Annotated in this window: 24 protein-coding genes; 10 read left to right on the forward strand and 14 right to left on the reverse strand. The window is 67.6% G+C overall.

The genetic code is table 11. The features are described 5' to 3' along the window. Window positions 1–5 precede the first annotated feature (5 nt). Window positions 6–1,202, reverse strand: a complete 1,197-nt coding sequence (locus tag ACFOOL_RS02050) for an efflux RND transporter periplasmic adaptor subunit (protein ID WP_380094420.1) — start codon at window positions 1,200–1,202, stop codon at window positions 6–8. Between the two features lie 190 nt (window positions 1,203–1,392). Between ACFOOL_RS02050 and ACFOOL_RS02055 the strand changes: the two genes are divergently transcribed. Next, complete coding sequence (locus tag ACFOOL_RS02055; RefSeq protein WP_380094422.1) at window positions 1,393–2,169, forward strand: SDR family NAD(P)-dependent oxidoreductase; 777 nt, start codon at window positions 1,393–1,395, stop codon at window positions 2,167–2,169. Window positions 2,170–2,197: 28 nt separating this feature from the next. On the opposite strand, the gene ACFOOL_RS02060 is transcribed toward ACFOOL_RS02055, so the two are convergent. Further along, window positions 2,198–3,232: a lysine-2,3-aminomutase-like protein gene (locus ACFOOL_RS02060; RefSeq protein ID WP_380094424.1), complete on the reverse strand. Its 1,035-nt coding sequence runs from the start codon at window positions 3,230–3,232 to the stop codon at window positions 2,198–2,200. Between the two features lie 158 nt (window positions 3,233–3,390). Beyond that, a complete protein-coding gene (gene epmA, locus ACFOOL_RS02065; protein WP_380094425.1) occupies window positions 3,391–4,449 on the reverse strand; it encodes an EF-P lysine aminoacylase EpmA in 1,059 nt (352 codons plus the stop codon). A 128-nt stretch (window positions 4,450–4,577) separates the two neighbouring features. Between epmA and efp the strand changes: the two genes are divergently transcribed. After that, the gene (gene efp / locus ACFOOL_RS02070; RefSeq protein WP_380094427.1) at window positions 4,578–5,147 is read left to right on the forward strand and encodes an elongation factor P; all 570 of its coding nucleotides are present in this window, start codon (window positions 4,578–4,580) and stop codon (window positions 5,145–5,147) included. Between the two features lie 110 nt (window positions 5,148–5,257). Here efp and ACFOOL_RS02075 read toward each other — a convergent pair whose 3' ends face one another. Together ACFOOL_RS02075 and ACFOOL_RS02080 are read right to left on the reverse strand one after the other, a co-directional pair. Beyond that, on the reverse strand, window positions 5,258–5,746 hold the full coding sequence (locus ACFOOL_RS02075; protein WP_380094429.1) for a YciE/YciF ferroxidase family protein: 489 nt from the start codon (window positions 5,744–5,746) through the stop codon (window positions 5,258–5,260). Window positions 5,747–5,848: 102 nt separating this feature from the next. Next, entirely contained in the window at window positions 5,849–6,802 is a 954-nt protein-coding gene (locus ACFOOL_RS02080) for a nucleoside hydrolase (protein ID WP_380094431.1), read from the reverse strand. 139 nt (window positions 6,803–6,941) lie between these two features. On the opposite strand from ACFOOL_RS02080, the gene fgd reads away from it, so the two are divergent. From fgd to ACFOOL_RS02120, 8 genes are all read left to right on the forward strand, one after another. Then, a complete protein-coding gene (gene fgd, locus ACFOOL_RS02085) occupies window positions 6,942–7,949 on the forward strand; it encodes a glucose-6-phosphate dehydrogenase (coenzyme-F420) (RefSeq protein ID WP_380094432.1) in 1,008 nt (335 codons plus the stop codon). Continuing rightward, a complete protein-coding gene (gene cofE, locus ACFOOL_RS02090) occupies window positions 7,946–8,758 on the forward strand; it encodes a coenzyme F420-0:L-glutamate ligase (RefSeq protein WP_380094434.1) in 813 nt (270 codons plus the stop codon). Before fgd ends, cofE begins: the two co-directional genes overlap by 4 nt. Before the next feature lie 363 nt (window positions 8,759–9,121). Continuing rightward, window positions 9,122–9,958: an ABC transporter substrate-binding protein gene (locus ACFOOL_RS02095; protein ID WP_380094436.1), complete on the forward strand. Its 837-nt coding sequence runs from the start codon at window positions 9,122–9,124 to the stop codon at window positions 9,956–9,958. A 17-nt stretch (window positions 9,959–9,975) separates the two neighbouring features. Next, the gene (locus ACFOOL_RS02100; protein WP_380094437.1) at window positions 9,976–10,977 is read left to right on the forward strand and encodes an iron chelate uptake ABC transporter family permease subunit; all 1,002 of its coding nucleotides are present in this window, start codon (window positions 9,976–9,978) and stop codon (window positions 10,975–10,977) included. Beyond that, on the forward strand, window positions 10,974–11,777 hold the full coding sequence (locus ACFOOL_RS02105; RefSeq protein ID WP_380094439.1) for an ABC transporter ATP-binding protein: 804 nt from the start codon (window positions 10,974–10,976) through the stop codon (window positions 11,775–11,777). The genes ACFOOL_RS02100 and ACFOOL_RS02105 overlap by 4 nt, the downstream gene beginning before the upstream one ends. Before the next feature lie 70 nt (window positions 11,778–11,847). Next, window positions 11,848–12,849 (forward strand): TIGR03842 family LLM class F420-dependent oxidoreductase, encoded by a 1,002-nt coding sequence (locus tag ACFOOL_RS02110; protein ID WP_380094441.1) that lies wholly within the window; start codon window positions 11,848–11,850, stop codon window positions 12,847–12,849. Window positions 12,850–13,092: 243 nt separating this feature from the next. Next, window positions 13,093–13,935 carry an amidohydrolase family protein gene (locus ACFOOL_RS02115; RefSeq protein ID WP_380094444.1) on the forward strand — a complete coding sequence of 281 codons (843 nt, stop codon included), beginning with the start codon at window positions 13,093–13,095 and terminating at the stop codon, window positions 13,933–13,935. A 57-nt stretch (window positions 13,936–13,992) separates the two neighbouring features. Continuing rightward, entirely contained in the window at window positions 13,993–14,880 is an 888-nt protein-coding gene (locus ACFOOL_RS02120) for a LysR family transcriptional regulator (protein WP_380094446.1), read from the forward strand. A gap of 248 nt (window positions 14,881–15,128) precedes the next feature. On the opposite strand, the gene ACFOOL_RS02125 is transcribed toward ACFOOL_RS02120, so the two are convergent. The 9 genes from ACFOOL_RS02125 to ACFOOL_RS02165 all read right to left on the reverse strand — a co-directional run bounded on the left by ACFOOL_RS02125 (window position 15,129) and on the right by ACFOOL_RS02165 (window position 24,696). After that, a complete protein-coding gene (locus tag ACFOOL_RS02125) occupies window positions 15,129–16,520 on the reverse strand; it encodes an NAD(P)H-dependent flavin oxidoreductase (RefSeq protein WP_380094448.1) in 1,392 nt (463 codons plus the stop codon). Beyond that, window positions 16,517–16,888, reverse strand: a complete 372-nt coding sequence (locus ACFOOL_RS02130; protein ID WP_380094449.1) for a DUF488 domain-containing protein — start codon at window positions 16,886–16,888, stop codon at window positions 16,517–16,519. Before ACFOOL_RS02130 ends, ACFOOL_RS02125 begins: the two co-directional genes overlap by 4 nt. Before the next feature lie 10 nt (window positions 16,889–16,898). Further along, window positions 16,899–17,507, reverse strand: coding sequence for a Tim44/TimA family putative adaptor protein (locus ACFOOL_RS02135; RefSeq protein WP_380094451.1), 609 nt, complete (start codon window positions 17,505–17,507; stop codon window positions 16,899–16,901). A 156-nt stretch (window positions 17,508–17,663) separates the two neighbouring features. Then, window positions 17,664–17,939 carry a hypothetical protein gene (locus tag ACFOOL_RS02140; protein WP_380094453.1) on the reverse strand — a complete coding sequence of 92 codons (276 nt, stop codon included), beginning with the start codon at window positions 17,937–17,939 and terminating at the stop codon, window positions 17,664–17,666. Window positions 17,940–18,044: 105 nt separating this feature from the next. After that, window positions 18,045–19,028, reverse strand: coding sequence for a LacI family DNA-binding transcriptional regulator (locus ACFOOL_RS02145; protein WP_380094454.1), 984 nt, complete (start codon window positions 19,026–19,028; stop codon window positions 18,045–18,047). 73 nt (window positions 19,029–19,101) lie between these two features. Then, entirely contained in the window at window positions 19,102–21,213 is a 2,112-nt protein-coding gene (locus ACFOOL_RS02150) for a beta-galactosidase (RefSeq protein ID WP_380094456.1), read from the reverse strand. A gap of 75 nt (window positions 21,214–21,288) precedes the next feature. After that, the gene (locus ACFOOL_RS02155; RefSeq protein ID WP_380094458.1) at window positions 21,289–22,164 is read right to left on the reverse strand and encodes a 2-hydroxy-3-oxopropionate reductase; all 876 of its coding nucleotides are present in this window, start codon (window positions 22,162–22,164) and stop codon (window positions 21,289–21,291) included. 3 nt (window positions 22,165–22,167) lie between these two features. Further along, window positions 22,168–22,953 (reverse strand): hydroxypyruvate isomerase, encoded by a 786-nt coding sequence (hyi, locus tag ACFOOL_RS02160; RefSeq protein WP_380094460.1) that lies wholly within the window; start codon window positions 22,951–22,953, stop codon window positions 22,168–22,170. 9 nt (window positions 22,954–22,962) lie between these two features. After that, window positions 22,963–24,696, reverse strand: coding sequence for an ABC transporter ATP-binding protein (locus tag ACFOOL_RS02165; RefSeq protein WP_380094462.1), 1,734 nt, complete (start codon window positions 24,694–24,696; stop codon window positions 22,963–22,965). Window position 24,697 lies beyond the last annotated feature (1 nt).

Here is a 24,697-nt window from a genome sequence, read left to right on the forward strand (position 1 = left end):
GGTCCCTAGCGCCGGATCATCATGCCGCCGCCCAGCCCGCCCGGACCGCGCTGGCCCGGGCCCTGGCTGCCCGAAAGGCGCGCGCCGGTGGCGTTGACCACCTGGTCGCCCTCGGCGAGGCCGGAGACGATCTGGGCGGTGATGTTGTTGTTGAGGCCCACTTCCACCCGCGCCGGGCGGGACTCCTGGCTGGCCGGATCGTAGATCATGACCATGACGCCGCCATCGGGCCCGCGCCGCGACACGAGACCGGCCGGCAGGGTGAGCACGTCCCGGGCCTCGTCCAGCACGATGGTGACCGAGGCGGTCATGGCGATGCGCAGGCGGTGTTCGGGATTGGGCACGTCGAACAGGCCGTTGTAATAGACCGCATTGCCCGAGGAGGCGGTATCCTCGGCGATGGAGGTGGGGGCCGGCTCCACTTCGCGCAAGGTGGCCTCGATCTTGTTGTCGGGCTCGCCCAGAATGGTGAAATAAACCCGCTGGCCCGGGCGCACCTTGACCACGTCGGCCTCGGAAATCTCGGCCTTGATCACCATGGTGTCGAGATTGGCGATCTTGGCGATGGTGGGGGTGGCGGAATTGGCGTTGACCGTCTGGCCCTCGTCCACCAGCAGCGCCACCACCGTGCCGTCGCCGGGCGCGACGATCCGCGTGCGGGCGAGGTCGAGTTGGGCGGTGTCCACCGTCAGCCGGGCCTGGGCGATCTGCGCGTCGAGCTGGTCGATCTGGGCGCGGGCCTGCTCCACCGCCGCCTGGGCGGTCTCGAGGTCGGTCTGCGAGACCAGGCTGCTGGCGCTGAGGCGCTGCTGGCGCGACAGCGAGGCTTCGGCCTTGGCCAGCACCGCCTCCTGATTGCGCCGCTGCGCCTCGATGCCGGCCAATGCCGCCTCGGCGGACTTGACCGCGTTCTCCTGGTTGAGGCTGTCGATCTCGGCGATGACGTCGCCGCGGCTGACCGCATCGCCCAGCGCCACATGCACCGCCTTGACCGTGCCCGAGACCTCGGCGCCGACGCTGACCAGCGAACTCGCCTCGAGAACGCCCGAGGCCAGCACCGTGGTTTCGATGTCGCCGCGGCTCACCGCCACCGTGTCGGGCACGGTGCTGGCCTGGCTGGCGCCGAAGAAATACCACCAGCCGGCCGCCGCGGCGCCGCCCAGCACCATCAGCACGATCACGAATTTGGCCAAACGCTTCATGGGCCCTGCCTTGTCTTGCCGCGCGAACCGGAACGCGCTCAGTCTAACATCCCCCGCTTAACCGATAGGCTCACAAACGGACAATTTCACGTTAGCTCTCGGTAAGCCGTATTAAACTTTGGAAATGTTGACGCCATGGCGCCCGGCGGTCCACCCTGAAGCCCATACCGAACCATCCTTCAGGACCGCCATGTATACGCTGCTCGATCCCGGCCGCTTCGTCGTTTTCATCACCGGGGCCACTTCCGGCTTCGGCGCCGCCGCAGCGCGCCGCTATGTCGCCGCCGGCGGCAAGGTGATCGCCACCGGCCGCCGCGAGGACCGCCTGCTGGCGCTGCGCGACGAACTGGGGCACGACAAGTGCCACACCATCCCGCTCGACGTGCGCGACCGCGCGGCGCTCGAGGCGGCCATCGCCGCCATTCCCGAGCCCTTCGCCGGCATCAATGTGGTGCTCGCCAATGCCGGGCTGGCGCTGGGCCTGCAGCCGGCGGCGGAAGCCGATCTCGACGACTGGCAGACCATGATCGACACCAATGTCTCGGGCCTCGTCCAAACGGTGCGGCTGCTGCTGCCCGGCATGATCGCGCGCGGCGGCGGCCATGTGGTGACCCTGGGCTCGGTGGCGGGTGAATTCGCCTATCCGGGCGGCTCGGTCTATGCCGCCACCAAGGCCTTCGTGAAGCATTTCGCCCTCGCCATCCGCTCGGACCTGCAGGGCAAGAACATCCGCGTCACCGATATCCAGCCGGGCCTGACCGAAACCGAATTCTCGGTGGTGCGCTTCAAGGGCGACGAGGCCAAGGCCGGCAACGTCTATGCCGGCACCAAGCCCATGACCGCCGAGGACATCGCCGAATCCATCTTCTGGGCGACCTCGCTGCCCGAACATGTCAACGTCAACAAGATCCAGCTCATGGCCACCACCCAGGCCATCGGCCCCTTCGACATCCATCGCGGGGAATAGGAGCGCGCTTTCAGCGTCGACAGGCCGATCAGCCTGCGGGCGGATAGGCGTGCTCGTTTCCCTGCCAGTCGCGCACGGTAAAGCATCCGTCGCCGCCCCTTATGGAGGCGGCGGCGATATCGGCCTTGCCGTGACCGCCGGGAATGTCGAGCACATAGGCCGGCTGGCAGAGGCCCGAGACCCGCCCCCGCAGCGCCGCGACCAGCCGCTGCCCCTCCTCGATACCGACGCGAAAATGGCCGGTGCCGGGGGCCAGGTCCGGATGGTGCAGGTAATAGGGCTTGATGCGGTTCTCGACGAAGCCGCGCATCAGCGCCGCCAGCGTCTCCACATCGTCGTTGACGCCCCGCAGCAGCACGCTCTGGCTGACCAGCACGATGCCTCCCGCCAGCAGCCGGTCGAAGCCCGCCCGCGCCGCCGGGGTCAGCTCGCGCGGATGATTGGCGTGCACCGCCAGATAGGTGGTCTTGCCGCTGGCGGTCAGCGCCGCGACCATTTCGGCGTCGATCCGTTCCGGCTCCACCACCGGCACCCGCGTATGGAAGCGCACGATGCGCACATGATCGATCCCGGCCAGCCGCACCATCAGGTCGCGCAGCCGCCGCGCCGACAGCGCCAGCGGATCGCCGCCGGTCAGGATCACCTCCCAGATCTCCTCGTGAGCGGCGATATAGGCCATGGCCGCGTCCAGCTCCGCCCCCGTCAGCGTGCCCAGGCCCTGCGGCCCCACCATTTCGCGGCGGAAGCAGAAGCGGCAATAGACCGGACAGACATGCACCGCCTTGAGCAGCACCCGGTCGGGATAGCGATGCACGATCCCCGTCACCGGCGAATGGCTGAGATCGCCGATGGGGTCGGCGCGCTCCTGCGGCGTCACCGTCAGCTCGGCGGCACTGGGCACGAATTGCCGCGCGATGGGATCGTCCGGATCGGCGGGATCGATCAGGTCCTGCATGGCGGGGGTGACGCCGATGGCATATTTCTCCGCCACGGCATCAAGCGCCGGGCTGGCTTCGGCGAGACCCAGAGCCTGCAATTGTGCCAGGGATTTCACGCTGCGCACGGTGCCATTCCCCTCCCCCTCGAGGGGAGGGGTCAGGGGCGGGGGTTCTGCTGTTCCAACAGCCATCGAATTGGCGGCTCGCTTCCAACCCCCACCCTCGGTCCCTCCCCTCGAGGGGGAGGGAGGCGATGGAACCATGCCTTTACGCCCCAACCCGCTCATTCGGCCACCGGCGCCCACAGCACCGCCTCGATCCGCTGCGCGCCGGTGGCCAGCATCACCAGCCGGTCGAAGCCCAGCGCCACCCCGCTCGCCTCGGGCATGAGGCGCAGGGCGGCAAGGAAATCCTCGTCGATGGGGTAGCGCTCGCCATAGAGCCGGGCCTTTTCATCCATCTCCGCCACGAAGCGCCGGCGCTGCTCGCCGGCATCGGTCAGTTCCCCGAAGCCATTGGCCAGCTCCACCCCGCAGGCATAGATCTCGAAGCGCTCGGCAAGGCGCGGATCGCCCGGCAGCGGCCGCGCCAGCGCCGCCTCGCAGGACGGGTAGCGATCGAGCACCGTCACCCGCCCATTGCCCAGTTGCGGCTCGACCTTTTCGACCAGGACCCGGGTGAACAGATAGCTCCAGTCCCGGTCCTCCGGAACGTCGAGGCCGGCCCGCTCCATCTGGCCGGCCAGCGCCGCCCCGTCCGGAACCCCCGCCTCGTCCATGGTGGCGAGAAGGTCGATCCCGGCATGGCGGCGGAACGCCTCCCCGACGCTCAGCCGCTCGGCCTCGGCATGGGGATCGCAATCCCGCTCGCGAAAGCGGAAGCGGGAAATGCCGGTGGTCCGTGCCGCCAGCCGGATGAGGGCGAGACTGTCTTTTATGACCGCCTCATAGGGCGCCCCGGCGCGATACCATTCCAGCATGGTGAATTCGGGATGGTGCAGCGCGCTGCGCTCGCGATTGCGCCAGACATGCTGGAGGCTGGCGATGCGCGTCTCCCCGGCGGCCAGCAGCTTCTTCATGGTGAATTCGGGCGAGGTATGCAGATACATGGCCTGCCCCGTCCCGTCATTGCCGATCATTTCGGTGGCGAAGGCATGCAGATGCGCCTCATTGCCGGGCGAACGCTGCAGGCCCGGCGGATCGACCACGAGGAAATCGCCCTCGGCCAGCCAGTGGCGCACCGCCGCATCGATGCGCGAACGGGCGAGCAGGAGCGGGCGCCGATCGGCGTGGCGCTGGGGATGCCACCAGGGCGAAGCCGCCATTGCACTGGGCTGGGTCATGCTGGTTTCTTGCCGTCCGGACTGGCGAAAAGCCGCGGAATAGGATATCGGGCGCTCGACACAGGACATATCGGCGCCGGGTTGGCCCTGCCTCTAGACCGCGCCACCGAAACGAACAAGGAAGAATTATGGTCAAGGTCATCGCCTCGTCCCTGCGCAAAGGCAATGTCGTCGAGCAGGACGGCAATCTGCATGTGATCCTCACCGCCGAGAACGTTCATCCGGGCAAGGGCAACTCGGTCACCAACGTCACCATGCGCCGTATTTCCGACGGAGTGAAGGTGGTAGGCCGCTGGCGCACCGTGGAAATGGTCGAGAAGGCCGATGTCGACGACCGCGAATACGACTATCTCTATTCGGACGGCGAAGGCCACCACTTCATGGAGCCGGAGACCTATGAGCAGATCACCGTTTCCGACGAGATCGTGGGCGACCAGAAGGCCTATCTCACCGATGGCATGAAGGTGCACCTGATGACCCATGAGGGCATCGCGCTGTCGATGGAACTGCCCCAGCGCCTGACCTTCGAGATCGTCGAGACCGAGCCGGTGGTGAAGGGCCAGACCGCCTCCTCCTCGTTCAAGCCGGCCCTGCTCAACAACGGCCTGCGCGTCATGGTGCCGCCCCATATCGGCGCCGGCACCCGCATCGTCATCCTCACCGAAGACAATTCCTACGTCGAACGCGCCAAGGACTGATCGGCGGCCGCCCCCGGCGGCGATCAGGCCCGGAGAGCCATGCTCTTGGCTCAATTTAATCCCCCACGCCGGGCTTGACCCGACGAAAGCCCGGTGGGGGGCAATCACATTCAGGCCGCCATGCGGTTGACGGAGCTCTTGGCCAGGTCGGTGAGCTTCTTGTCGGTGGCCTCTTCCTCGGCGAGGGTCTGGAGGAACAGGTCCAGCGCCTCCTTGTGGCCGAGCTGCTTGGCCCAGGTGGCCAGCGTGCCGTAGCGGGCGATTTCGTAGTGCTCGACCGCCTGCGCCGCCGAGACCAGCCCGGCATCGAGCGCCTGGGTGCCCTTGAAATCCTCCATGATTTCCTTGCCCTCCTCGATGATGCCGAGAATGGCGTCGCAGGTCTTGCCGCGCGGGGCCTTGCCCAGCAGCTCGAAAACCCGCTCGAGCCGCTCCACATGGGTCTCGGTCTCCGCGTGATGCTGCTCGAAGCCGGCGCGCAGCTCGGGCGAGCTGGCGGCCTTGGCCATTTTGGGCAGCGTCTTGAGGATCTGACGCTCGGCGTAATAGATGTCCTTGATCGTATCGAGGAAAAGATCGTCCAGTTGCTTGTCGGCCATTTCGAAACACTCCGGTTGGGGGATGACGCTGCGCCAGCAACGAAACTTGCATCGCAAGGGTTCCTGCCGGCGCGGTCACGATCGTCCCTTCCGGCGCGGCGCTCAGGGCCGGCCCGTCACCTCGCGGAAATGGGCGAGCACGCGCGCCGCCTCGACGCCGGTGCAGATGGCCTGCGACGGACGCCCGGCCCAGGCGGGATGGCCGCCCTTGCGCGTCTCTGGCATCTGGATGGTCTGGCCCACCGCGATGCCGTCGCGCACGACGAGGACCGGCCCGCGCCGCGTCTCGAACCAGTCCGGGAACAGCGCATAGGTCACCGCCAGCAGATCGTGCCCGACAAGGCCGGAAAGCCCCATGATCTCCTTGTAGAAGCGGGCATAATGGTCGCACATCTGGCGCAGCAATTCGCCGTTTTCGCCCGCATCGCGCGCCAGCGCCGCCAGATAATCGGTGTCGAGCACGATATCGTGGGTGACGTCGAGCCCCACCGCCACCACCGGCCAGTCGGCAGCGAAAATCTCGTCGGCCGCGACCGGATCGCCATGGATATTGGCTTCCGCCGCCGGGGTGATATTGCCGCTGCGGCCCCGATAGCCGAAGGCCCCGCCCATGATGATCACCTGCCGGGCCAGGCCAGCCACCTCCGGCGCGGCGCGCAGCGCCAGGGCCAGATTGGTCATGCGCCCCACCGCGACGATGGTGACCTCGCCCGGATGGGCCCGGAGCGTATCGATGATGAACTGGCTGGCTTCACCCGGGGCGAGCCCGCTTTCGTCCACCGCCGGCAGCGCGATATCGCCCAGCCCGTTGAGACCGTGCACGATCACCGGCTCGGCCTTCTCCACCCCGTCGAGCGTCTTGCCCGCGCCGCGGACGACCGGCGCCTCGAGCCCGAATTGCTGCTTGAGGAAAAGCGCGTTGCGCGTCGTGGTGTCGATATCGGCATTGCCCACCACGGTGGTGATGCCCAGCAGCTCGATTTCGGGCAGCTTGCTCAGATAAAGCAGCGCCATCGCATCGTCGATGCCCGGATCGGTGTCAAAGATGATCTTCATTCGTTCGTCATGCCTTTCTCGCTCGCCCGCCCTTACGCCATCCCCGGCCCCGGGGTCAAAGCCGTTCAGGCGCAATCGGCGCTTGACGAAAGACGATTTTTGACCAAACGATCAAATATGGGGAATGGAGGAGATCGATATGCGTTTCGGCTACAAGGCATCGGCTGAGCAGTTCGGCCCGAACGACCTGCTGCGCTTTGCGGTGGAGGCCGAGGCGGCGGGCTTCGATTCCGTCTTCACCTCCGACCATTTCCAGCCCTGGAAACATACGGACGGCCACGCCCCCTTCGCGCCGGCCTGGATGTCGGCGGTGCTCGCCAGCACCAGGCGGATCGTCCTGGGCACCTCGGTGCTCACCCCTACTTTCCGCCACCATCCCAGCGTGGTCGCGCAGGCCTTCGGCACCATGGGCCTGATGTTTCCCGGCCGGGTCATCCTGGGGGTGGGCACGGGGGAATCGCTCAACGAGGTGCCGGCCACCGGCATGGCCTGGCCCGCGCTCAAGGAACGCTCGGCGCGGCTGCGCGAGTCGGTGCAGCTCATCCGCCGGCTGTGGCGCGAGGACCGCGTCAGCTTCGAGGGCGAGTTCTACCGCACGGTCAACGCCACCATCTACGACAAGCCGGCCGAGCCGGTGCCGATCTATATCGCCGCCGGCGGGCCGCTCAATGCCAAATATGCTGGCCGCGCCGGCGACGGCTTCATCTGCACCTCGGGCAAGGGCGCCGAGCTCTATGTCGACCAGCTCCTGCCCAATGTCGAGGCCGGCCGGGCCGAGAGCGAGCTGAAGGGGCGGCCTTTCGAGCGCATGATCGAGGTCAAGGTCTCCTTCGACACCGACCCGGCCCGCGCTCTCGAGGACACCCGCAACTGGGCGGCGCTGTCGCTTTCGGCGGAGGAAAAGCACTCCGTCGAAGACCCCGAGCAGATGGAACGCCTCGCCGCCGCCCTGCCCATCGAGCGCGTCGCCAAACGCTGGATCGTCTCCTCCGACCCCGACGAGCACGTGGCCGCCATCAAGACCTATATGGATTACGGCTTCGACCATCTGGTCTTCCACGCGCCGGGGACCGACCAGACCCGCTTCATCGGGCTCTATGCCAGGGAAATCCTGCCCCGGCTGCGCCAATTGGCGGGACGGCCATGATCCCCCGCTTCTCCGCCTGGGGCCTCACCGGCATGCCCGAAATCGGACCGGGCGACGATCTGGTCGCCCTGATCGCCGAAGCCGCCGCCGCCCAGGCCGCCGCCGACCCGGAACTGGCGCTGCGCGACGGCGACATCCTGGTGGTGACCAGCAAGATCGTCTCCAAGGCCGAGGGCATGCAGGTTTCGGCCGCCGACCGCGAACGGGCCATTGCCGAGGACAGCGTGCGCATCGTGGCCGAGCGCGTCCATCCCGGCGGCACGTTCCGCATCGTCGAGACGCGGCAGGGCCTGGTCATGGCCGCCGCCGGCATCGACATGTCCAATGTGCCCGAGGGCACCGCGCTACGCCTGCCGGCCGATCCCGACGCCTCGGCCCGCGCCCTCTGCGCCGGCCTGCGCGACAGGCTGGGCATCAGCATCGGCCTCGTCGTCACCGATACTATCGGCCGGCCCTGGCGCGTCGGCCAGACCGACATGGCCATCGGCGCCGCCGGCCTGCAGTTGACCGACGACCTGCGCGGGGAGAACGACGCCAATGGCCGGCCCCTGCACGTCACCCAGGCGGTGGTGGCCGACGAGATCGCCGGCGCCGCCGATCTGGTCAAGGGCAAGACCAGCAATATCCCGGTGGCGGTGCTGCGCGGCCTCGAGCGCTATGTGCGGGGCCTCGACGGTCCCGGCGCCCGCACCCTCACCCGCACCGGCGACGACGACATGTTCCGCTTCGGCAGCGCCGAGGCCTATCGGCTCGGCTATGAGGCGGCGCTGGCGGAAATGAAGGCCAAACGCAAGCAGCGTCAGGACTAGATGATGGCTTTTTCCCGCTCCTTCGTGGAACGATGGCGGTTCTCCTCTCCCTGGAGGGGAAGAGGGCCACTGCCCACGCGTAAGAAACCTGAGGTTCGGGGCTTCCAGGCCGGCCCTCGGGTCAAGCCCGAGGGCAGCGCAGCATTTGTGTGGGCAACAACGATCAAATCAGGAGCGCCCAAAATAAACAACCCGCCTCAAGCGCCCGCGCTCGGGAGCGCGCAAGCGCTACCCGAGTGGGGAGGGAGGCGGAGGAGACGGAACTACCCGGCCCTGCCCGGCCTGTCCCTTATAGCGGCGCTGCTGCTTTGCCCTCCGGCCCTCGCCGCCACCGCCTATCCGCTGACGCTCGACAATTGCGGGATGACGCTGACGCTGGAGCGGGCGCCCGAACGGGTGGTGGCCATCAAGTCCACCGCCATCGAATTGCTGCTGTCGCTGGGGCTGGCCGACCGCCTCGTCGGCACCGGTTTTCAGGACGCCCCCCTGCCGGCACATCTGGACGCCCCTCTGCCGGTCCTGTCCGACCGCGTGCCGAGCCAGGAAGTGGTGCTCGGAACCGCGCCCGACTTCGTCTATGGCGGCTGGGAAAGCAATTTCGCCGCCGACGGCGCCGGCGAGCGCCAGACCCTCGCCCGGCTCGGCGTCGACACCTATGTGGCCCCCGCCGCCTGCCGCTCGGTCAAGCCGCCCCGGCTCAGCTTCGACCGCCTCTTTGCCGAAATCGCCGAACTGGGCGCGATTTTCGACGTGGCGGCGGAAGCCGATGCGCTCATTGCCCGACAGCGGGCGACGCTGGCCGGGATCGCGCCGGACCATCGCGGGCTCACGGCGCTGTGGTATTCCTCCGGCACCAAGACCCCCTATGTCGGGGCCGGGAACAACGCCCCCGCCATGATGATGGCGGCGCTGGGCCTCGACAACATCTTCGCCGCTATCGACGAGGGGTGGATCTCGGCGAGCTGGGAAGCCATCGTCGACGCCGATCCCGACATCATCGTGCTGGTGGGAACGGACTGGAATTCCATCGCGCAGAAAAAAGCCCTGCTGGCCGAAAACCCCATCACCAGCCGGCTCGACGCCGTCATCCATCAGCGCTATCTGACCATTCCCTTCCCCGCCGCCGAAGCGGGGGTGCGCAACGTGCCGGCGGTGGCGGACATGGCCGAACAGCTAGCGGCAATGAATTTCGGAGAATGACTGGAAGCGGCAGCGTCATGAACGCAATCGCCCTGCCCGCCCTCATCCTGCTGCTGCTCGCCAGCGCCCTGATTGCCGTCACCCTCGGGCCGGCGCAGATCACGCCGGGCGAGGCATGGTCGGTCATCCTCCATCATCTCGGCCTGCTGCCCGAGAGCCCGGTGGGCCATCTGCGCGACGCCATCGTGTGGGAATTGCGGCTGCCGCGCGTGCTGACCGCGCTCGGCGTCGGAGCGGGCCTGGCGCTCGCCGGCGCCGTCATGCAGGCGCTGACCCGCAATCCGCTGGCCGACCCCTACCTGCTGGGCCTGTCCTCGGGAGCGGCGCTGGGCGCGGTGCTGTTCCTGCTGGCCGGCGCGGCCCCGCTGATGCCGGCCGGCGCCTTCCTGGGCAGTTCGGGCGCGCTGGCGCTGGCGCTGCTCATCGCGGCGCTGCTGGGCGGCGCCACCCCCTCGCGCGCGATCCTGGCCGGCATCTGCATCTCGGCGCTGGCCGCCGCCGCGACCTCCTATTTGATCTTCTGGTCGGCCACCGGGGACAGCTATCGCGAGATATTGAGCTGGCTGATGGGCTCGCTGTCCGGCTCGATCTGGCCCGACGCCCTGCTGGTGCTGGCCGCGCTGGCCCTTTGCGCTCCCGCCATTCTCATGGCCGGCAGGGCGCTGGACGCCTTCGCCTTCGGCGACAATGCCGCCGCCGCATTGGGCATCGACGTTTCCCGCCTGCGCTGGACGCTGCTGGGCGCCACCGCCCTGCTTACCGGCATCATGGTGGCGGTGGGCGGGGCCATCGGCTTCGTCGGCCTCGTCGTGCCCCATGCGGTGCGCCTCGCCACCGGCTCGCGCCACCGCCTGCTGCTGCCCCACGCCATGCTGGCCGGCGCCATCTTCATGCTGTGGACCGACACCGCCGCCCGCACGCTGTTCGACCCGCGCGAACTGCCGGTGGGCATCATCACCGCGCTGATCGGCGCCCCGGTCTTCCTGCTCGTTCTCCTGCGCTACCGGAGGATCACGTGAAGGGGCTCGCAGTCGACAATCTCGCGGTCGTCCGGGGCGGCAGCCCCATCCTCTCGGGGGTTTGCTTCGAAGCCCCCGCCGGCGCCGTCACCGGCCTTATCGGGCCCAATGGCGCGGGCAAGTCCACCCTGCTCATGGCCCTGCTCGGCCTCGTTCCCGCCGCCGGCACCGCCCGCTTCGCCGGCCACGATCTCGGCCGCATGCCGCGCCGCGAACGGGCGCGGATCGCCGCCTATGTCGAGCAATCCGCCTCGACCGAGGAACGCCTGACCGTGCGCGACGTCGCCGCGCTGGGGCGCATCCCCTTCCAGTCCGCCTTCGCCGCCGGCCCCGCCCCGCAGGACGACGCCATCGTCGCCGACGCCCTCGCCCAGACCGGCATGACGGATTTCGCCGATCGCCGCTTCGACACGCTGTCGGGGGGCGAGCAGCAGCGCGTGCAGATCGCCCGGGCATTGGCGCAGCAGCCGCGCCTGCTGCTGCTCGACGAGCCCAGCAGCCATCTCGACATCCGCGCCCAACTGCAATTGCTGGCCCTGCTGCGCCGCCGCGCCGCCACCGGCGCCACCATCATGCTGGCGGTGCACGACCTGAACCTGGCGGCCCGCTCCTGCGACCATCTGGTGGCGCTGCAGGGGGGCCGCGTCGTCGCCCAGGGCCCGCCCGCCCGGGTGCTGACGCCCGCCCTGCTGCTTTCGGTCTATGGCGTCCATGCCCGGCTGCTGCCCGAGGGCGGCGGCGGCCGGCCCCTGATCGTCTATGACGGGGCGGCGGAGCCTTTCGCGTCGAATCCCGATTGACATTCGCCCCCGACCGGCCAAAAATTTGATCTTCTGGTCAAATTTCTGGCCGAGGGATGCGGGGGAGACTATGGAATTCGGAATCACCTTCAAGGGATTCATCGAGGCCGAACGGGCGCGCTATCTGGTGCGCGCCGCCGAATATGCCGGCTTTTCCTATTGCTGGTTCTATGACAGCCACATTCTCTGGCGCGATTGCTACGCCGCCATCGCCATGTGCATGGAACACACCACCAGCATGCGCTTCGGCCCGCTGGTCACCAATCCGGACGTGCGCGACTGGTCGGTGGCCGCCTCCATCTTCGGCTCGCTCTCCAAGCAGTCCGGCGGGCGCTTCGACCTCGCCGTGGGCCGCGGCGACAGCTCCATGCGCGTCATGGGCAAGAAGCCCGCGACCCTCAAGCGCGTCGCCGAATTCATCGACAAGACCAAGGCCATGGTGCGCGGCGAGGAGGTCACCTATGGCGAAATCCCCGCGGCGGTGAAATTCCCCTGGGCCGTCGGCCACGACATGCCGAGCTGGATCGCCGCCTACGGCCCGCTGGCGCTCAAGACCGCCGGCGAGCACGCCGATGGGGTGGTGCTGCAGATCGCCGATCCGGGCCTGTGCAAATGGTTCACCGACCAGTGCCTGGAGGCCGGCAGGGCCGCCGGCAAGGACATGGACAATTACCGCTCCATGGCCGCCGCTCCCGCCTATTTCGGCGACAAGCGGCGCGCCATCGAAAAGGTGAAATGGTTCCCCGCCATGGTCGGCAACCATGTCGCCGATATCGTCGAGAAATACGGCGCCGACAGCGACAAGGTGCCGGCCAGCCTGACCGCCTATATCGAAAAACGGCGCGGCTACGACTATTCCAAGCACGGCCAGGCCGATAACCCCTATCTCGATTTCATCACCGACGAGGTGGTGGAAAGCTTCTGCGTGCTGGGCGAGCCCGAGGACCATGTGCGCAAGCTGCACGAACTCGAAGCCGCCGGGGTCACCCAGTTCAACATCTATCTCGACAGCGGCGACGAAGAGGAAATCATCGCCAATTACGGCCGGCACGTGATCCCCGAATTCCGGTAGGCTGCTCCGTTTGAGCGCTTGGGGCTTGGGCTCGTGCCTTCTCCCCTTGCGGCAAAGGGAGGCTTTCCACAAACACTGAGTGCGCGGAGAGAACCCCTCACCCGGAAATCCGCTGAACGCGGATTTCCACCCTCTCCCGCAGGGGGAAAGGGGCAACCGGATCATGAGTGCAAACTGGCATGGATGGCAATCCGGACCGGATCATCCTAGGCTTTGGCGGCCACCATATCCAAAAGAGCGATGATGATCCCCATTCTCGATACCCATCTGCATCTGGTCTATCCGGAGCGCTTCTCCTACCCCTGGCTCGCCGGCGCCCCGGCGCTGAACCGAGCCTGGCGGGTGGAGGATTATCTCGCCGAGGCCCGGCCGCTGGGCATCGAGGCGGCGCTGCATATGGAGGTCGACGTCGCCGAGGCCGATATCGAGGCGGAAACCGCCTTCGTCACCGGTCTCGAGGGCGTGGTCGGCGCCATCGCCGCCTGCCGCCCGGAAAGCCCCGATTTCCCCGCGCAACTGGAGCGCCTCGCCGCCCTGCCCGGCGTGCGGGGACTGCGGCGGATCCTGCACCAGGCGCCGGACGAATTGAGCCGGACGCCGCTGTTTGCCGAGAATTTGCGCCGCCTCGCCGCCCATGGGCTCAGCTTCGACCTGTGCGTCCGCCACGACCAGCTGGCGCTCGGGCGGGACCTGGCGGCGCGCGTTCCCGAGGTCCGCTTCATCCTCGATCATTGCGGCGCCCAGGACATCGTCGTGGGCGAGACGAGCCCCTGGCGCGAGGATCTGGCCGCCATCGCCCGCCTGCCCAATGTCATGGCCAAGATTTCCGGCATCATCGCCTATGCCGGGCCGGGCTGGACGCTCGATTCCATCCGGCCCTATGTCGAGCACGTCATCGAATGTTTCGGCTGGGACCGGGTGGTATGGGGGTCCGACCATCCAGTGGTGACGCTGGGCGGCTCGCTGACCGACTGGGTGGGCGCGACGCGCCGCATCATCGCCGGCGCCAGCGCCGACGAGCAGGCGCGCCTGCTTCACGCCAATGCGCGGCGCATCTACCGGATCGGGGAACGCCCGAGCCCTTAACCCCCGCCCGGATGGATGCTATGGGCCGGGAGGGCCAATGGAAGTGATCTCGCCGCCATGGACATCGCTCTCGCCAGGACGTTTCTCGAAATCGTCGAAACCGGCAGTTTCGTCGCCGCGGCGGGCCGGCTGAACATCACCCAGACCGCGGTCAGCGCCCGCGTCCACGCCATGGAGGAACAGCTCGGGCGCCGGCTGTTCGTGCGCAACAAATCCGGCGCAAGGCTCACCCCGGCCGGCGAACGCTTCCTGCGCCATGCCGCCACGCTGGTGCAGGTCTGGGACCGGGCGCGCCGGCAGGTCGCCCTTCCCCCCGGCCGCATCGACATCGCCAGCGTCGGCGCCGAGATCAGCCTGTGGCACCCGCTACTGGTGGACTGGCTCGCCTGGATGAAAAAGGAAGCGCCCGACATCGCCTTGCGCGCCGAGGTCGGCACCGCCGGGCCCCTACTCGAGGCGGTGCGCAACGGTGCGCTGGACCTGGCGGTGCTTTATGATCCCCCGCCCCAGGACAGCACCGCCGTGGTCGAACTGCTGCACGAGGAAAAGCTGGTGATGGTCACCACCGATGCCTCGGGTCGGCCCGACAATTTCGACGACTACGTGCAGATCGACTGGGGCCCCTCCTTCCAGTCCAGCCACCAGGCCGCCTTTCCGCAACTGGAAAGCCCCGGCATGTCCGTTTCCCACGGCCCGCTGGCCCTGCTCTATTTGCTGCGGGTGGGCGGCACCGGCTATTTCCGCCTCAGCGCCGTCGCCCCCTATCTGGAGCGCGGGCAATTGCACCGCGTCGTCTCCGCCCCCGCCTTCTCCTATTCTGTGCACATGGTCTATTCCAGCCGCACCGACCGCAGCATCATCGACCTGATGCGGCGGGGCCTGACCATGACCGCGCCGGACCATGGCGCCGGATGGGACGCGGTCGGTGGTGGGGACGAAGGCTGAGGATTGGCCGCAGGCCCTCTCACCCGGGAGTGTTCATTCTGGCTTCCTAGCTCAATTTATCCCCCACACCGGGCTTCCCTCGGGCTTGACCCGAGGGCCAATATCCACGTGCAGGAAACCGGGTTTCGGGGCTCCCAAGCCGGCCCTCGGGTCGAGCCCGAGGGCAGCACAGCGCTGGTATGAACAACAACGATCAAACCAGGAGCCTTGGGCCGACCTCTCTCCCAAAAGAGAGATGAGGAAATCCCTTATTGCGCCAGCTCCATATCGGCTTCCAGCTCCCTGGCCAGCGCTTCGAGGGCGCGGCGGCAGTCGGTTTCGGGCAGGCGCGGAAGCAGGCTGCGCAGCTTTTGCAGGATCAGCGCCGGCAGGGCCTGCGGCACCGCGCCGCCGAAGCGCCCGGCCTCTTCCGCCTCCCCGGCATAGGGGCGCAGCGCGAGGATGTGGCGGGCGAAGCGTAGCCCCGCAGGCGCAAGCGGCGGACGGTCGGCGCCATCGCCCGGGCGCGCCAGCGCCGCCTGCAGGCCGGCAGCCAGCATCCGCACCACGGCGCCCACTTCCGCCGCCGCTTCCCCGGGCTCGAGATAGCCCATATAGGCGCCGCTCATTTCCCCGGCATAACAGACCGGCGAGGCGAACTCGGCCGGCGCCGCCAGCGCGCCGCTCGCCGACAGCGCCGCCGCCTCCTCGACGATATCGGCAATGATCTCCCCGGCCGGCCTGACGGCCGAGACTGCCCCCACCCCGGTCCCGGCATAAAGCGCCATGGCCTCGAAATCCCCCTGCATCGAGCGCAGCGGGGAATCGGTGCTGAACAGGTAGATGGGCCGCCCCTCCTCCTCCCCGATCACCACCGGCGCGCCGGAGCGGGGCCTTCCCCGCTCGCCCGCCGTCACCGCGCTTTTGAGCACCCGCACCCGCGCGCCATCCGGCCAGTTGATGTGGAACATGTCGGTGAGCAGCGTGTCGTCCGGTCCCGCCGCGACCAGCCGGTCGCGGTGATGCGGATGGGCGAAGGATTCCGTCGCCGCGATGAGGGCGGTGCCCAGCACCATGCCGGCGGCGCCCAGGGCCCGCACCGTCACCAGATCGGCGCCGCCGGCCAGCCCGCCGGCCGCCAGCACCGGCACCCGCACCGCCTCGACCACCCCCGGCAGCAGCCGCCGGAGCGGGGTCGCGCCGCGGACATGCCCGCCGGCCTCGCAGCCCTGGGCGATGACGATCTCCGCCCCGGCCCTCTCCGCTTCGCGGGCCTCCTCGGGCGAACCGACCTGATAGACGACGACGATGCCTGCATCGCGGAACCGCCGCACCACGGCCGCGTCGATCTCCCAGAACAGCGACACCACCGGCACGCCCAGCTCGATGATGGTCCCGACCTGCCGCTCGAGCAAAGCCGCATCCGTCGCCGCCGGGATGATATTGACCCCGAACCGCTCATGGCCCAGCCGCCGCACCGCCGCCACCTCGGCCCGGATCAGCGCTACCGGCTCGCGCACCATGCCCAGAAATCCGAAGCCGCCGGCGGCCGTCACCGCCGCCACCAGCTCCGAGCGCGCCACGCCGCCCATGCCGGCCAGCACGACGGGATGGCGGCACCCCAATATCGGGCCGATGGCATCTTGCCGCCCCAGGCTCATCTTCCGGTTTCCTCCAACTCCGCGATATAGTCGGCCAGCACCCGGGCCTGGTTGTGGGCCTCGTCCCGCGCCCCGTAGATCAGCGTCAGTTTTCCCCGGGACGCCATCGCCCGCAACCGCTCCAGCGCTGGGTTCGCGGCGAGCTCGGCCCGGTAGCGCCGGCGGAACTCCTCCCAGCGGGCGGGGTCGTGGCCGAACCATTGGCGCAGGCCGGTACTGGGCGCGACCTCCTTGATCCACTCGTCGATCCCGGCGCCGTCCCGATGCAGGCCGCGCGGCCACAACCGGTCGACCAGCACCCGCCTGCCGTCATCGGGCGACGCCGGCAGATAGGCGCGCTTGATGGCCGGGACGCCGCCGGCGGTCATCGCCGGAACCTCACTCGTCCGGCCCCGTGGCCACCAGCAGCCAGTTGGGGTCCCGCGACTTTATGGGCCGCGAGAAGGTCCATAGCTCGGCGGTCTCCCCCACCCGGTGCGGATCGCCTTCCACGAGGGCGCCGGCGCTGTCGCGCCGCTCCGACACCATCTGCGTCACGAAGCGGACCTCCACCCAGACGTGATCGCGCTCCCGCCCGGCATCGACCGGTTCGGCCGAAACGAAGCCGATGAAGTGATTGGTAAAACTCTCCCCCTTCGCGCGCCGCTCGGCCAGTATCTGCGCGAAGGTGCGGTTCAAATTCTCTCCCAGCAGGAACGAAACCGGCCCCAAATCCCCGGCGGTGAAGGCGGCCAGGATCAGCTCGTAGGCCCGCTTGGCCCCGGCAATGAAATCGGCCGGCCCCTCCGGCCCGAACACCGCCGCGAACCGTCCTTCCAGATCGGCCGGCCAGGGCTGCCGCTTTTCCGGCTCGCCCTTGCCCGAGGAGCCTATCTCCTCCAGCCCCGTCCCCTCGCTGAGCCGCTCCGACCGGGTGAAGGCGGCATGGACCTGCCAGGACGCCGCCAGCGCGGCGAGGAGCAGCAGATAATCGAGCAGATTTTGCATGACCTCCATCTCCATCGTCCGGACGCCATGGCTGCGTGTGCCGTGCCCCGGACGGCATATCAAGGCTATGCCCTCCCCTAACAGCAGGCAACAGAATTTGATTGCAGGATAAGCACACTTATTTTGGTGAAAAGCGAGCTGGCGCCATTCGGCAACCTATACCCGCTCCATGCCGGGCCGCGCGGGAGCGGGAAGCGCCTCGGCCACGGAGACGACGAAGTCGAAAAGCTTGCGATCCTCCATGATCGCCATATCGATATCGCCGCTCTGGAGGTGAGCGATCAATCCCTCCCGCGCCGCGAGCGCGGCGTCTTCCCCGCCCGCCTCGGCAACGCGGTCGAGCAGATAGGACAGGCTCAGATAGAGCGAATTGACGACGATCTTGATCTCGTCGAGCGCGATGCCGGTCTGGATCGTATCGGTCTTGATCATGTCTTTCCCCGTGTCGGAACCGCAACCATGAACGGCGGCACGCCGTCATGGCGGGTTCTCCAGGGGGAATAGCGTCGCCGGCGGATTTGTTCCCTCGCGCGGCGGTCAGGCCGGGGCGGGGCCGGAGGACTGGCGCTCGATGATGGGGCCGGTGATCATGATGCGCAGGGATATGCCCGGATCGATGCGGCCCTTGAGCCGGTCGTCGAGAATGCGCGCGAGGCCCGCGCCGATTTCGTGGCCCTGGGTCTTGACGGTGGTGAGATTGGGGGTGATCTGCGTGGCGGCGGAAAAATCGCCGAACCCGATTATGGTGGCGTCCTGGGGAATGCGATAGCCCAGCCGCATCAGCTCGGACATGGCGGTGAGCGCCAGCCCGTCATGGGCGCAGAAGAACGCCGTGGGCATGAAGCCATCCGCCTGGATTTCGCGCAGCCGGTCGAGGAACATGGTTTCGGCATCGAAGGTCATCTGGCGGAACTGCACCTCGGGATATTGCTCGAGCACCTCGCGCAGGCCGTAAAAGCGCTCCTTGCGGCCCCGATAGCGCGCCGCGCCCTGCACATAGGCGATGCGGCGGTGACCGAGGCCCAGCAGATATTGCGCCACCGCCGCCCCCGCCTCGTGGTCGGTGCCATGGACCATGTCGAAGCCTTCCAGCGGCTCGATCCAGCCATTGCGCGCCACCGGCTTGCCCATTTCCCGGACCAGATACATGCTTTCGCGCAAATGCGGGCCGACCATGGCTACCCCGGCGCACTGGCGTGCGAACCGGCCGATATCCTCGGGCAGATGCGTCCAGACCATGCCGGTCTGATAACCCAGTTTCTGCGCTTCCATCTGGAAGCCGGTCTGGACCAGCAGGTGCAGCTCGGAATTGATCAGGTCGGTATCGTGAAAGACCACGCCCAATTTGTCCGAAGCCGGGGTCGGGGCGGCCTGGCGCGTATAGCCCAGTTCGGCGGCGACCTCATGGACCCGCTTGCGCGTCTGCTCGCTGACGCCGCTCTTGCCCGAAAGGGCCCGGGAAACGGCGAATTTGGACAGGCCGGTCGCCTTGGCGATGGTGGTGAGCGTGACGCGCGGCAATTCGGCCCCCGATGATTTTCCCGGCGCTGATACGCGCCCCGCTCACATAACGCAACATAACAGAACCGTGAAATTAGCCTTCCAACGCGATCACCAGCACGTCCTGCGCCGGCACGGCATAGACGCCGTCCGACACCAGGCTTTCGGTACCGCCCCAATGGAGCGACGCCGCCTTTGCCGGAATGCCATCGACCCGGACGCTGACCGTGGCCGTTTCGCGCAGCGGATTGAGCAGCCATAGCACGCGGCGGCCGCCGTCCTCGTGCAGGCGGGCCTGCAGCCGGTTGTCCGAGCAGGCGACCCGGGGCGACCGCCCCGCCCAGGCGAGGACGGCGCGGAAATAGGCGCTGTTGCCGGCCTCGCCATGGGTGAAATAGCCGATGCCCGGATGGGTGCCGACCAAGAGGGTCCGCCCCCTGTCATGGGCGTTTTCGGCAATGGCGATGCGGCCATCGTCGAACCGGCCCAGCTCCTGCGCCCCGGCCAGCGTATAGGATTGCAGGAACCCCCCGCCCCGCGCCGGCGTGCCGGCAAAGGAGAATTTGATCCGCTCGCCGATATCGGGCATGAACTCGACCTCGTCCTCGCGCACGCCGAACACCGCGTCGAGCCCGTTATTGGGCTGGATCGTGCCCACCTTGCCCCGGTCACCGAAATAGCCCGGCGTCGCCTCGGAGATCAGCGTGCCGCCGGCCTTCACCCAGGACGCGAGCGCCGCCGCGGTCTTGCCGCTCATGGCGATGGGATATGGCGCATAGAGCACGTCGTAGCCGGCGATATCCTCGATATGCACCCAGTCGGCCTGGATGCCGTTGTCGAAAAAGCCGCGATAGGCGCCCCACATCGCCTGTCGATAGGTTTCCGGACAGTGATTGTGGTTGAGCAGATAGTCCCAGGCCTGGGCCTCGGGAATGACCAAGAGGCCGATATCGCCCTTGACCGGCCGGGCGGCGAAGACCTCCCCCTGCTCGGGCGCATTGGCCCATCGGGCGATCTGGCTGGCCATGTCGGAACGCGGCGTGCGGCTGCCATCCATGCCGTAGGAGCCGAAGGCGCCAAAGAGCGGACCGTCGAGCAAGGGCCGGTAGCGCAAATTCATCACCCCGGTGGCGCCGGCGGCAAACGAGGTCATGGTCAAAAGGCGGATATCGCCCGGGGTCATCACCCTGGCATCGTCCTTGTCGCGGCCCAGAACCTGGGGCTGCATCCACAAGGGCCCGCCGGGCCGCTCGGCATGCCACCATTTCTTGCCGCGCGCCGCGGCGCGGGTGAGGTCGGGGCCGAAGAAGTTCTGCCAGGGCTTGAAGCCGCGCCGGCCCGGCACCCAGGTGAGGCCGTAGAGCTCGACCTTGGAGGCCGCCAGCCAGTCGTCCGAGCCGTGGGAAGCCATATTGGGAATGGCCCCGCCCACGCCGTGGGCGGCGATGAGGCAATCCTGGTCCACCGCCCGGATGGTGTCGATGCGCCATTGCATCTGGCCGTAGTAATTGTCCCGCTTGAATTCCAGCCAATCGAGATTCTGCGGATAGGCGGCGATTTCGCGCGGGGCCTCGACATCGTCCCACTCGGCATAGGAATAGCGGTACCAGGCCTCGGCCAGCGTCTCCAGGTCGCCATATTTGCGCTGGAGCCAGAGGCGGAAATCGGCCTGCATATAGTCGGAAAAATCGACATCGGCCGAATAGTTCACCTCGTTCCAGATGTCGTAGCCCAATAGCCCCGGATGCCCCTTGTAGCGGGTGGCGAGGGCGGTGAGGAAGGCGCCGGCGGCTTCCTTCACCTCCGGGCAGTTCATGGTGAGCGACCCGGCCCCGCCGCCATTATGGGCAAAGCCGCCCACTGCCGCGCTCACCCCCATCGTTGCGGTCAGCGGGCGGCCATCGGCGCGGATCTGGCGCGCATGCGCGAATTTCCGGTAGGCCCAGTCGGGAACCGTGTGGGTCAGCTCGGCGATGACGGTCTTGATGCCGTTTTTGGCGGCCAGGTCCATCTGGCGGTCATAATCGTCCCAATCGTAGTGTCCGGGCCGCCGTTCGATCGCCGACCATATGAACCAGTGGCGGAAGACGTTGAGCCCGTCTTCGGCGGCCACGCCGTAATCCCGTTCCCAATCCTCGCGGGGCGGATTGGACTTGCGGAAATAAACGGCTCCGAACGGGGTCTGGGGAAGTTTGTCGAGCGGCATCGTGGTGTCTCCGGGCAATGAGGGACCGTGCGGCGCCAAGGCGCCGCCTGAAAAAACTGCGTCGCGATAAGGGGCTCAGTCGCCGGCGCCGGCCAGCGTCTCCAGAGTGCGGATGAGCCCCGAGTGATCCTTGTCGCCATCGCCGAGCGCGAGGGCGGCGTTCATGAGTTGCATCGTGCCGGCCGTATTGGGCAAAGCGACATCCAGCGCCCGCGCGGCATCGAGCGCCAGCGACAGGTCCTTGCGATGCAGGCGAATCCGGAAGCCCGGATCGAAGCTGCGGCTGACCATGCGCTCCCCGTGCAGTTCGAGAATGCGGGAGGAGGCAAAGCCGCCCATCAGCGCCTCGCGCACCTTTGCCGGATCGGCCCCGGCCTTTTTGGCAAAGAGCAGCGCCTCGGCCACCGCCTCGATGGTGAGCCCGACGATGATCTGGTTGGCGACCTTGGCGGTCTGCCCGTCCCCCACCCCGCCGACGCGATTGATGTTCTTGCCCATGAGCTGGAAGAGCGGCAGGGCTTTTTCGAACCCCGCCTCGCTGCCCCCCACCATGATGGTGAGGGCGGCGTTCTTCGCCCCGACCTCGCCGCCGGAGACCGGCGCATCGAGATAGTCGACGCCCTTTTCCGCCAGCCACGCCGCGAAATCCTTGGTGGCGACCGGGGAGATGGAGCTCATGTCGATGACCAGCGTGCCGGCCCTGACGCCCTCGGCCACGCCATCCTTGCCGAACAGAACGGTTGCGACATCGGGCGTATCGGGCAGCATGAGGATGACCACCTCGGCGGCGGCGGCCGCTTCGCGCGGGCTGGAGACCGGCTGCGCCCCGGCATCCACCAGATGCTGGGAAACGGCCTTTATGCGATGGACGAACAGTTCATGCTTTGCCGCCAGCAAATGCCCGGCCATGGGACGGCCCATGACGCCGAGGCCGATGAACGCGATCTTCATGGTTCAATTCTCCTGCAGATAAGGCGCCATCCAGCCAAGACCGTCCGTCGTGGTGGTGCGCGGCTTGTATTCGCACCCGACCCAGCCGGCATAGCCGAGCCGGTCGAGCGTGCTGAAAATGAAATCGTAGTTGATCTCGCCGGTGCCCGGCTCGTTGCGGCCCGGATTGTCGGCGATCTGCACGTGGCCGATGCGCGCGAACAGGCGCTCGAATGTGGGGATCAGATCGCCCTGGGTGACCTGCATGTGATAGAAATCATACTGGATCTTGAGGTTCTCGACGCCGGCCATTTCCATGATCTTTTCGGCATGGTCGGTGGTGGCGAGATGATAGCCGGGAATGTCGCGGCGGTTGATCGGCTCGAACACCAGCGCGATCCCGGCCTCGGCGAGGCGCGGCGCCGCATAGGCCAGATTGTCGGCGAGGACCCGGTCGAGCCGCGCCGGATCGGCGTTTCCGGGCGCAATGCCGGCGAGGCAGTTGACCGTCGGGCAATCGAGCGCCCGCGCATAGTCGATGGCGGTGTCGACGCCGCGCCGAAACTCCTCCACCCGGTCCGGCAGGCAGGCGATGCCGCGCTCGCCCGCCGCCCAGTCGCCGGCGGGAAGATTGAACAGCGCCTGCACCACGCCCGCTCTGTCGAGAGCCTCGGCAAGAACAGCTTTGTCCAGCTCGTAGGGCGAGACATATTCCACCGCGCCGAAACCGTCGGCGGCCGCCTTGGCGATGCGCTCGAGCAGCGGCACTTCCGGATAGAGAAACGACAGATTGGCGGCGAAGCGGGGCACGGCGGTCTCCTATTGGGTGAAGCGGGTGCGGTGGAGCATGCGCTTGTTGCGCGGATCGGGACTCGGGACGGCCGAGATGAGGCTTTGCGTATAAGGCTCCCGGGGCGCGGTGCAGATCTGTTCGGCCGGCCCCAGCTCGACCAGCCTGCCGCGATGCATCACGGCCACCCGGTCGCAGAAATAGCGGACCACCGAAATGTCGTGGGAAATGAAGATGAAGCTCAGGTCCAGCCGTTTCTGCAGGTCGAGCAGCAGGTCGAGAATCTGGGCGCGGATGGAAACGTCGAGCGCGGCGGTGGCCTCGTCGGCAATGATGATCCTGGGGTCGAGCGCCAGCGTGCGGGCAATGCCGATGCGCTGGCGCTGGCCGCCCGAAAAGGCGTGCGGATAGCGCTCGCGCATCGCCGGATCGAGTCCGACCAGCTCGAGCAGTTCGCATACCCGGCGCGTGAGCGCCGCGCCGCCGAGCTTGCGCCCCACCACCAGCGGATCGCCCACGATATCGCCCACCGTCATGCGCGGGTTGAGCGAGGCGAAGGGGTCCTGGAAGACGAGGCGCACCTGACGGTGGAAGGCGCGCAGACCGCGCTTGGACAGGCTGGTGACGTCCACCGGCGCATCGCCGTCACCGAAAAAGGTGATGGCCCCCGAGGTCGGCTCCACCATGCGCAGCAGCATGCGTCCCAGCGTGGTCTTGCCCGAGCCGCTTTCGCCCACAATGCCCAGATTTTCTCCGGCATGCAGATCGAAGCTCACATCGTCCACGGCCTTGACCGCATAGCCCTTGCCGCCGAGCCAGGTGCGCGCCGCCCCATAGACCTTGGTGAGATTGCGGGCGGAAAGCACGACCGCCTTGCCCGGCCCGCCCTCCGCCGGAGCGGATGCGCGGCGGTTCTGCTCGAGCTTGACCGTCGATTCCAGCAGGCGGCGGGTATAGGCGTGTCGCGCATTGTAGAAGATGTCGTCGACCGAGCCGAATTCGACGATGCGGCCGAAATGCATGACCGCCACCTCGTCGGCCACCTCCGCCACCACGCCCATGTCATGGGTGATGAGCAGCATGGCCATGCCGCGCTCGACCTGCAGCCGCTTGATGAGATCGAGGATTTCGGCCTGGGTGGTGACGTCGAGCGCCGTGGTCGGCTCGTCGGCGATCAGCACTTCCGGATTGGCCGCCAGCGCCATGGCGATCATGGCGCGCTGGCGCATGCCGCCGGAAAATTCGAAGGTGTAGCGGTCCACCATCTGCTCGGGGTCGGGAATCTCGACCTGCCGCAGCAAGTCGATGGTGCGCTCGCGCGCCTGGCGCTTGTCCAGGCGCGTATGCAGGCGCACCGCCTCGATGATCTGCGATCCGATCGTATGGACCGGCGAGAGCGAGCTCATCGGCTCCTGGAAGATCAGCCCGATGCGGCCGCCGCGGATTTCGAGAAGCTCGGGGCTGTTCTCCGCCAATTGGGCGATGTCGATGGCGCCCTTGTCGCCCGAAAGCACGATGCGGCCGCCGGCGATGGTGCCGTTGCGGTCGATGATCCGCATCAGCGCTCGCGCGGTGACGCTCTTGCCCGAACCGCTCTCGCCCACGAGGCACAGCGTCTTGCCGCGCTTGAGCTCGAGGCTGACATCGCGCGCGGCATGCAGGATCTCGGTGCGCAGCCGGAAATCGAGGCTGAGATTTTCGACGCGGAGGACCACATCGTCCTCTGCGACCGCGACTGGCGCTGTTGCTGCCTGAGAGAGCATC

It is taken from the genome of Devosia honganensis (genome assembly GCF_042648785.1).
GTDB lineage: Bacteria > Pseudomonadota > Alphaproteobacteria > Rhizobiales > Devosiaceae > Devosia > Devosia honganensis.

What these genes read in the sequence shown, in the direction of transcription:
- ACFOOL_RS02155 (WP_380094458.1), bottom strand. Translation starts at nt 22,164, where the DNA reads ATGAAGATCGCGTTCATCGGCCTCGGCGTCATGGGCCGTCCCATGGCC.
- ACFOOL_RS02115 (WP_380094444.1), top strand. Translation starts at nt 13,093, where the DNA reads ATGATCCCCATTCTCGATACCCATCTGCATCTGGTCTATCCGGAGCGC.
- ACFOOL_RS02050 (WP_380094420.1), bottom strand. Translation starts at nt 1,202, where the DNA reads ATGAAGCGTTTGGCCAAATTCGTGATCGTGCTGATGGTGCTGGGCGGC.
- ACFOOL_RS02080 (WP_380094431.1), bottom strand. Translation starts at nt 6,802, where the DNA reads ATGAAGATCATCTTTGACACCGATCCGGGCATCGACGATGCGATGGCG.
- ACFOOL_RS02135 (WP_380094451.1), bottom strand. Translation starts at nt 17,507, where the DNA reads ATGCAAAATCTGCTCGATTATCTGCTGCTCCTCGCCGCGCTGGCGGCG.
- ACFOOL_RS02100 (WP_380094437.1), top strand. Translation starts at nt 9,976, where the DNA reads ATGAACGCAATCGCCCTGCCCGCCCTCATCCTGCTGCTGCTCGCCAGC.
- epmA (WP_380094425.1), bottom strand. Translation starts at nt 4,449, where the DNA reads ATGACCCAGCCCAGTGCAATGGCGGCTTCGCCCTGGTGGCATCCCCAG.
- ACFOOL_RS02110 (WP_380094441.1), top strand. Translation starts at nt 11,848, where the DNA reads ATGGAATTCGGAATCACCTTCAAGGGATTCATCGAGGCCGAACGGGCG.
- efp (WP_380094427.1), top strand. Translation starts at nt 4,578, where the DNA reads ATGGTCAAGGTCATCGCCTCGTCCCTGCGCAAAGGCAATGTCGTCGAG.
- ACFOOL_RS02095 (WP_380094436.1), top strand. Translation starts at nt 9,122, where the DNA reads ATGACGCTGACGCTGGAGCGGGCGCCCGAACGGGTGGTGGCCATCAAG.
- ACFOOL_RS02125 (WP_380094448.1), bottom strand. Translation starts at nt 16,520, where the DNA reads ATGAGCCTGGGGCGGCAAGATGCCATCGGCCCGATATTGGGGTGCCGC.
- ACFOOL_RS02055 (WP_380094422.1), top strand. Translation starts at nt 1,393, where the DNA reads ATGTATACGCTGCTCGATCCCGGCCGCTTCGTCGTTTTCATCACCGGG.
- cofE (WP_380094434.1), top strand. Translation starts at nt 7,946, where the DNA reads ATGATCCCCCGCTTCTCCGCCTGGGGCCTCACCGGCATGCCCGAAATC.
- fgd (WP_380094432.1), top strand. Translation starts at nt 6,942, where the DNA reads ATGCGTTTCGGCTACAAGGCATCGGCTGAGCAGTTCGGCCCGAACGAC.
- ACFOOL_RS02150 (WP_380094456.1), bottom strand. Translation starts at nt 21,213, where the DNA reads ATGCCGCTCGACAAACTTCCCCAGACCCCGTTCGGAGCCGTTTATTTC.
- ACFOOL_RS02165 (WP_380094462.1), bottom strand. Translation starts at nt 24,696, where the DNA reads ATGCTCTCTCAGGCAGCAACAGCGCCAGTCGCGGTCGCAGAGGACGAT.
- ACFOOL_RS02130 (WP_380094449.1), bottom strand. Translation starts at nt 16,888, where the DNA reads ATGACCGCCGGCGGCGTCCCGGCCATCAAGCGCGCCTATCTGCCGGCG.
- ACFOOL_RS02140 (WP_380094453.1), bottom strand. Translation starts at nt 17,939, where the DNA reads ATGATCAAGACCGATACGATCCAGACCGGCATCGCGCTCGACGAGATC.
- ACFOOL_RS02120 (WP_380094446.1), top strand. Translation starts at nt 13,993, where the DNA reads ATGGACATCGCTCTCGCCAGGACGTTTCTCGAAATCGTCGAAACCGGC.
- ACFOOL_RS02075 (WP_380094429.1), bottom strand. Translation starts at nt 5,746, where the DNA reads ATGGCCGACAAGCAACTGGACGATCTTTTCCTCGATACGATCAAGGAC.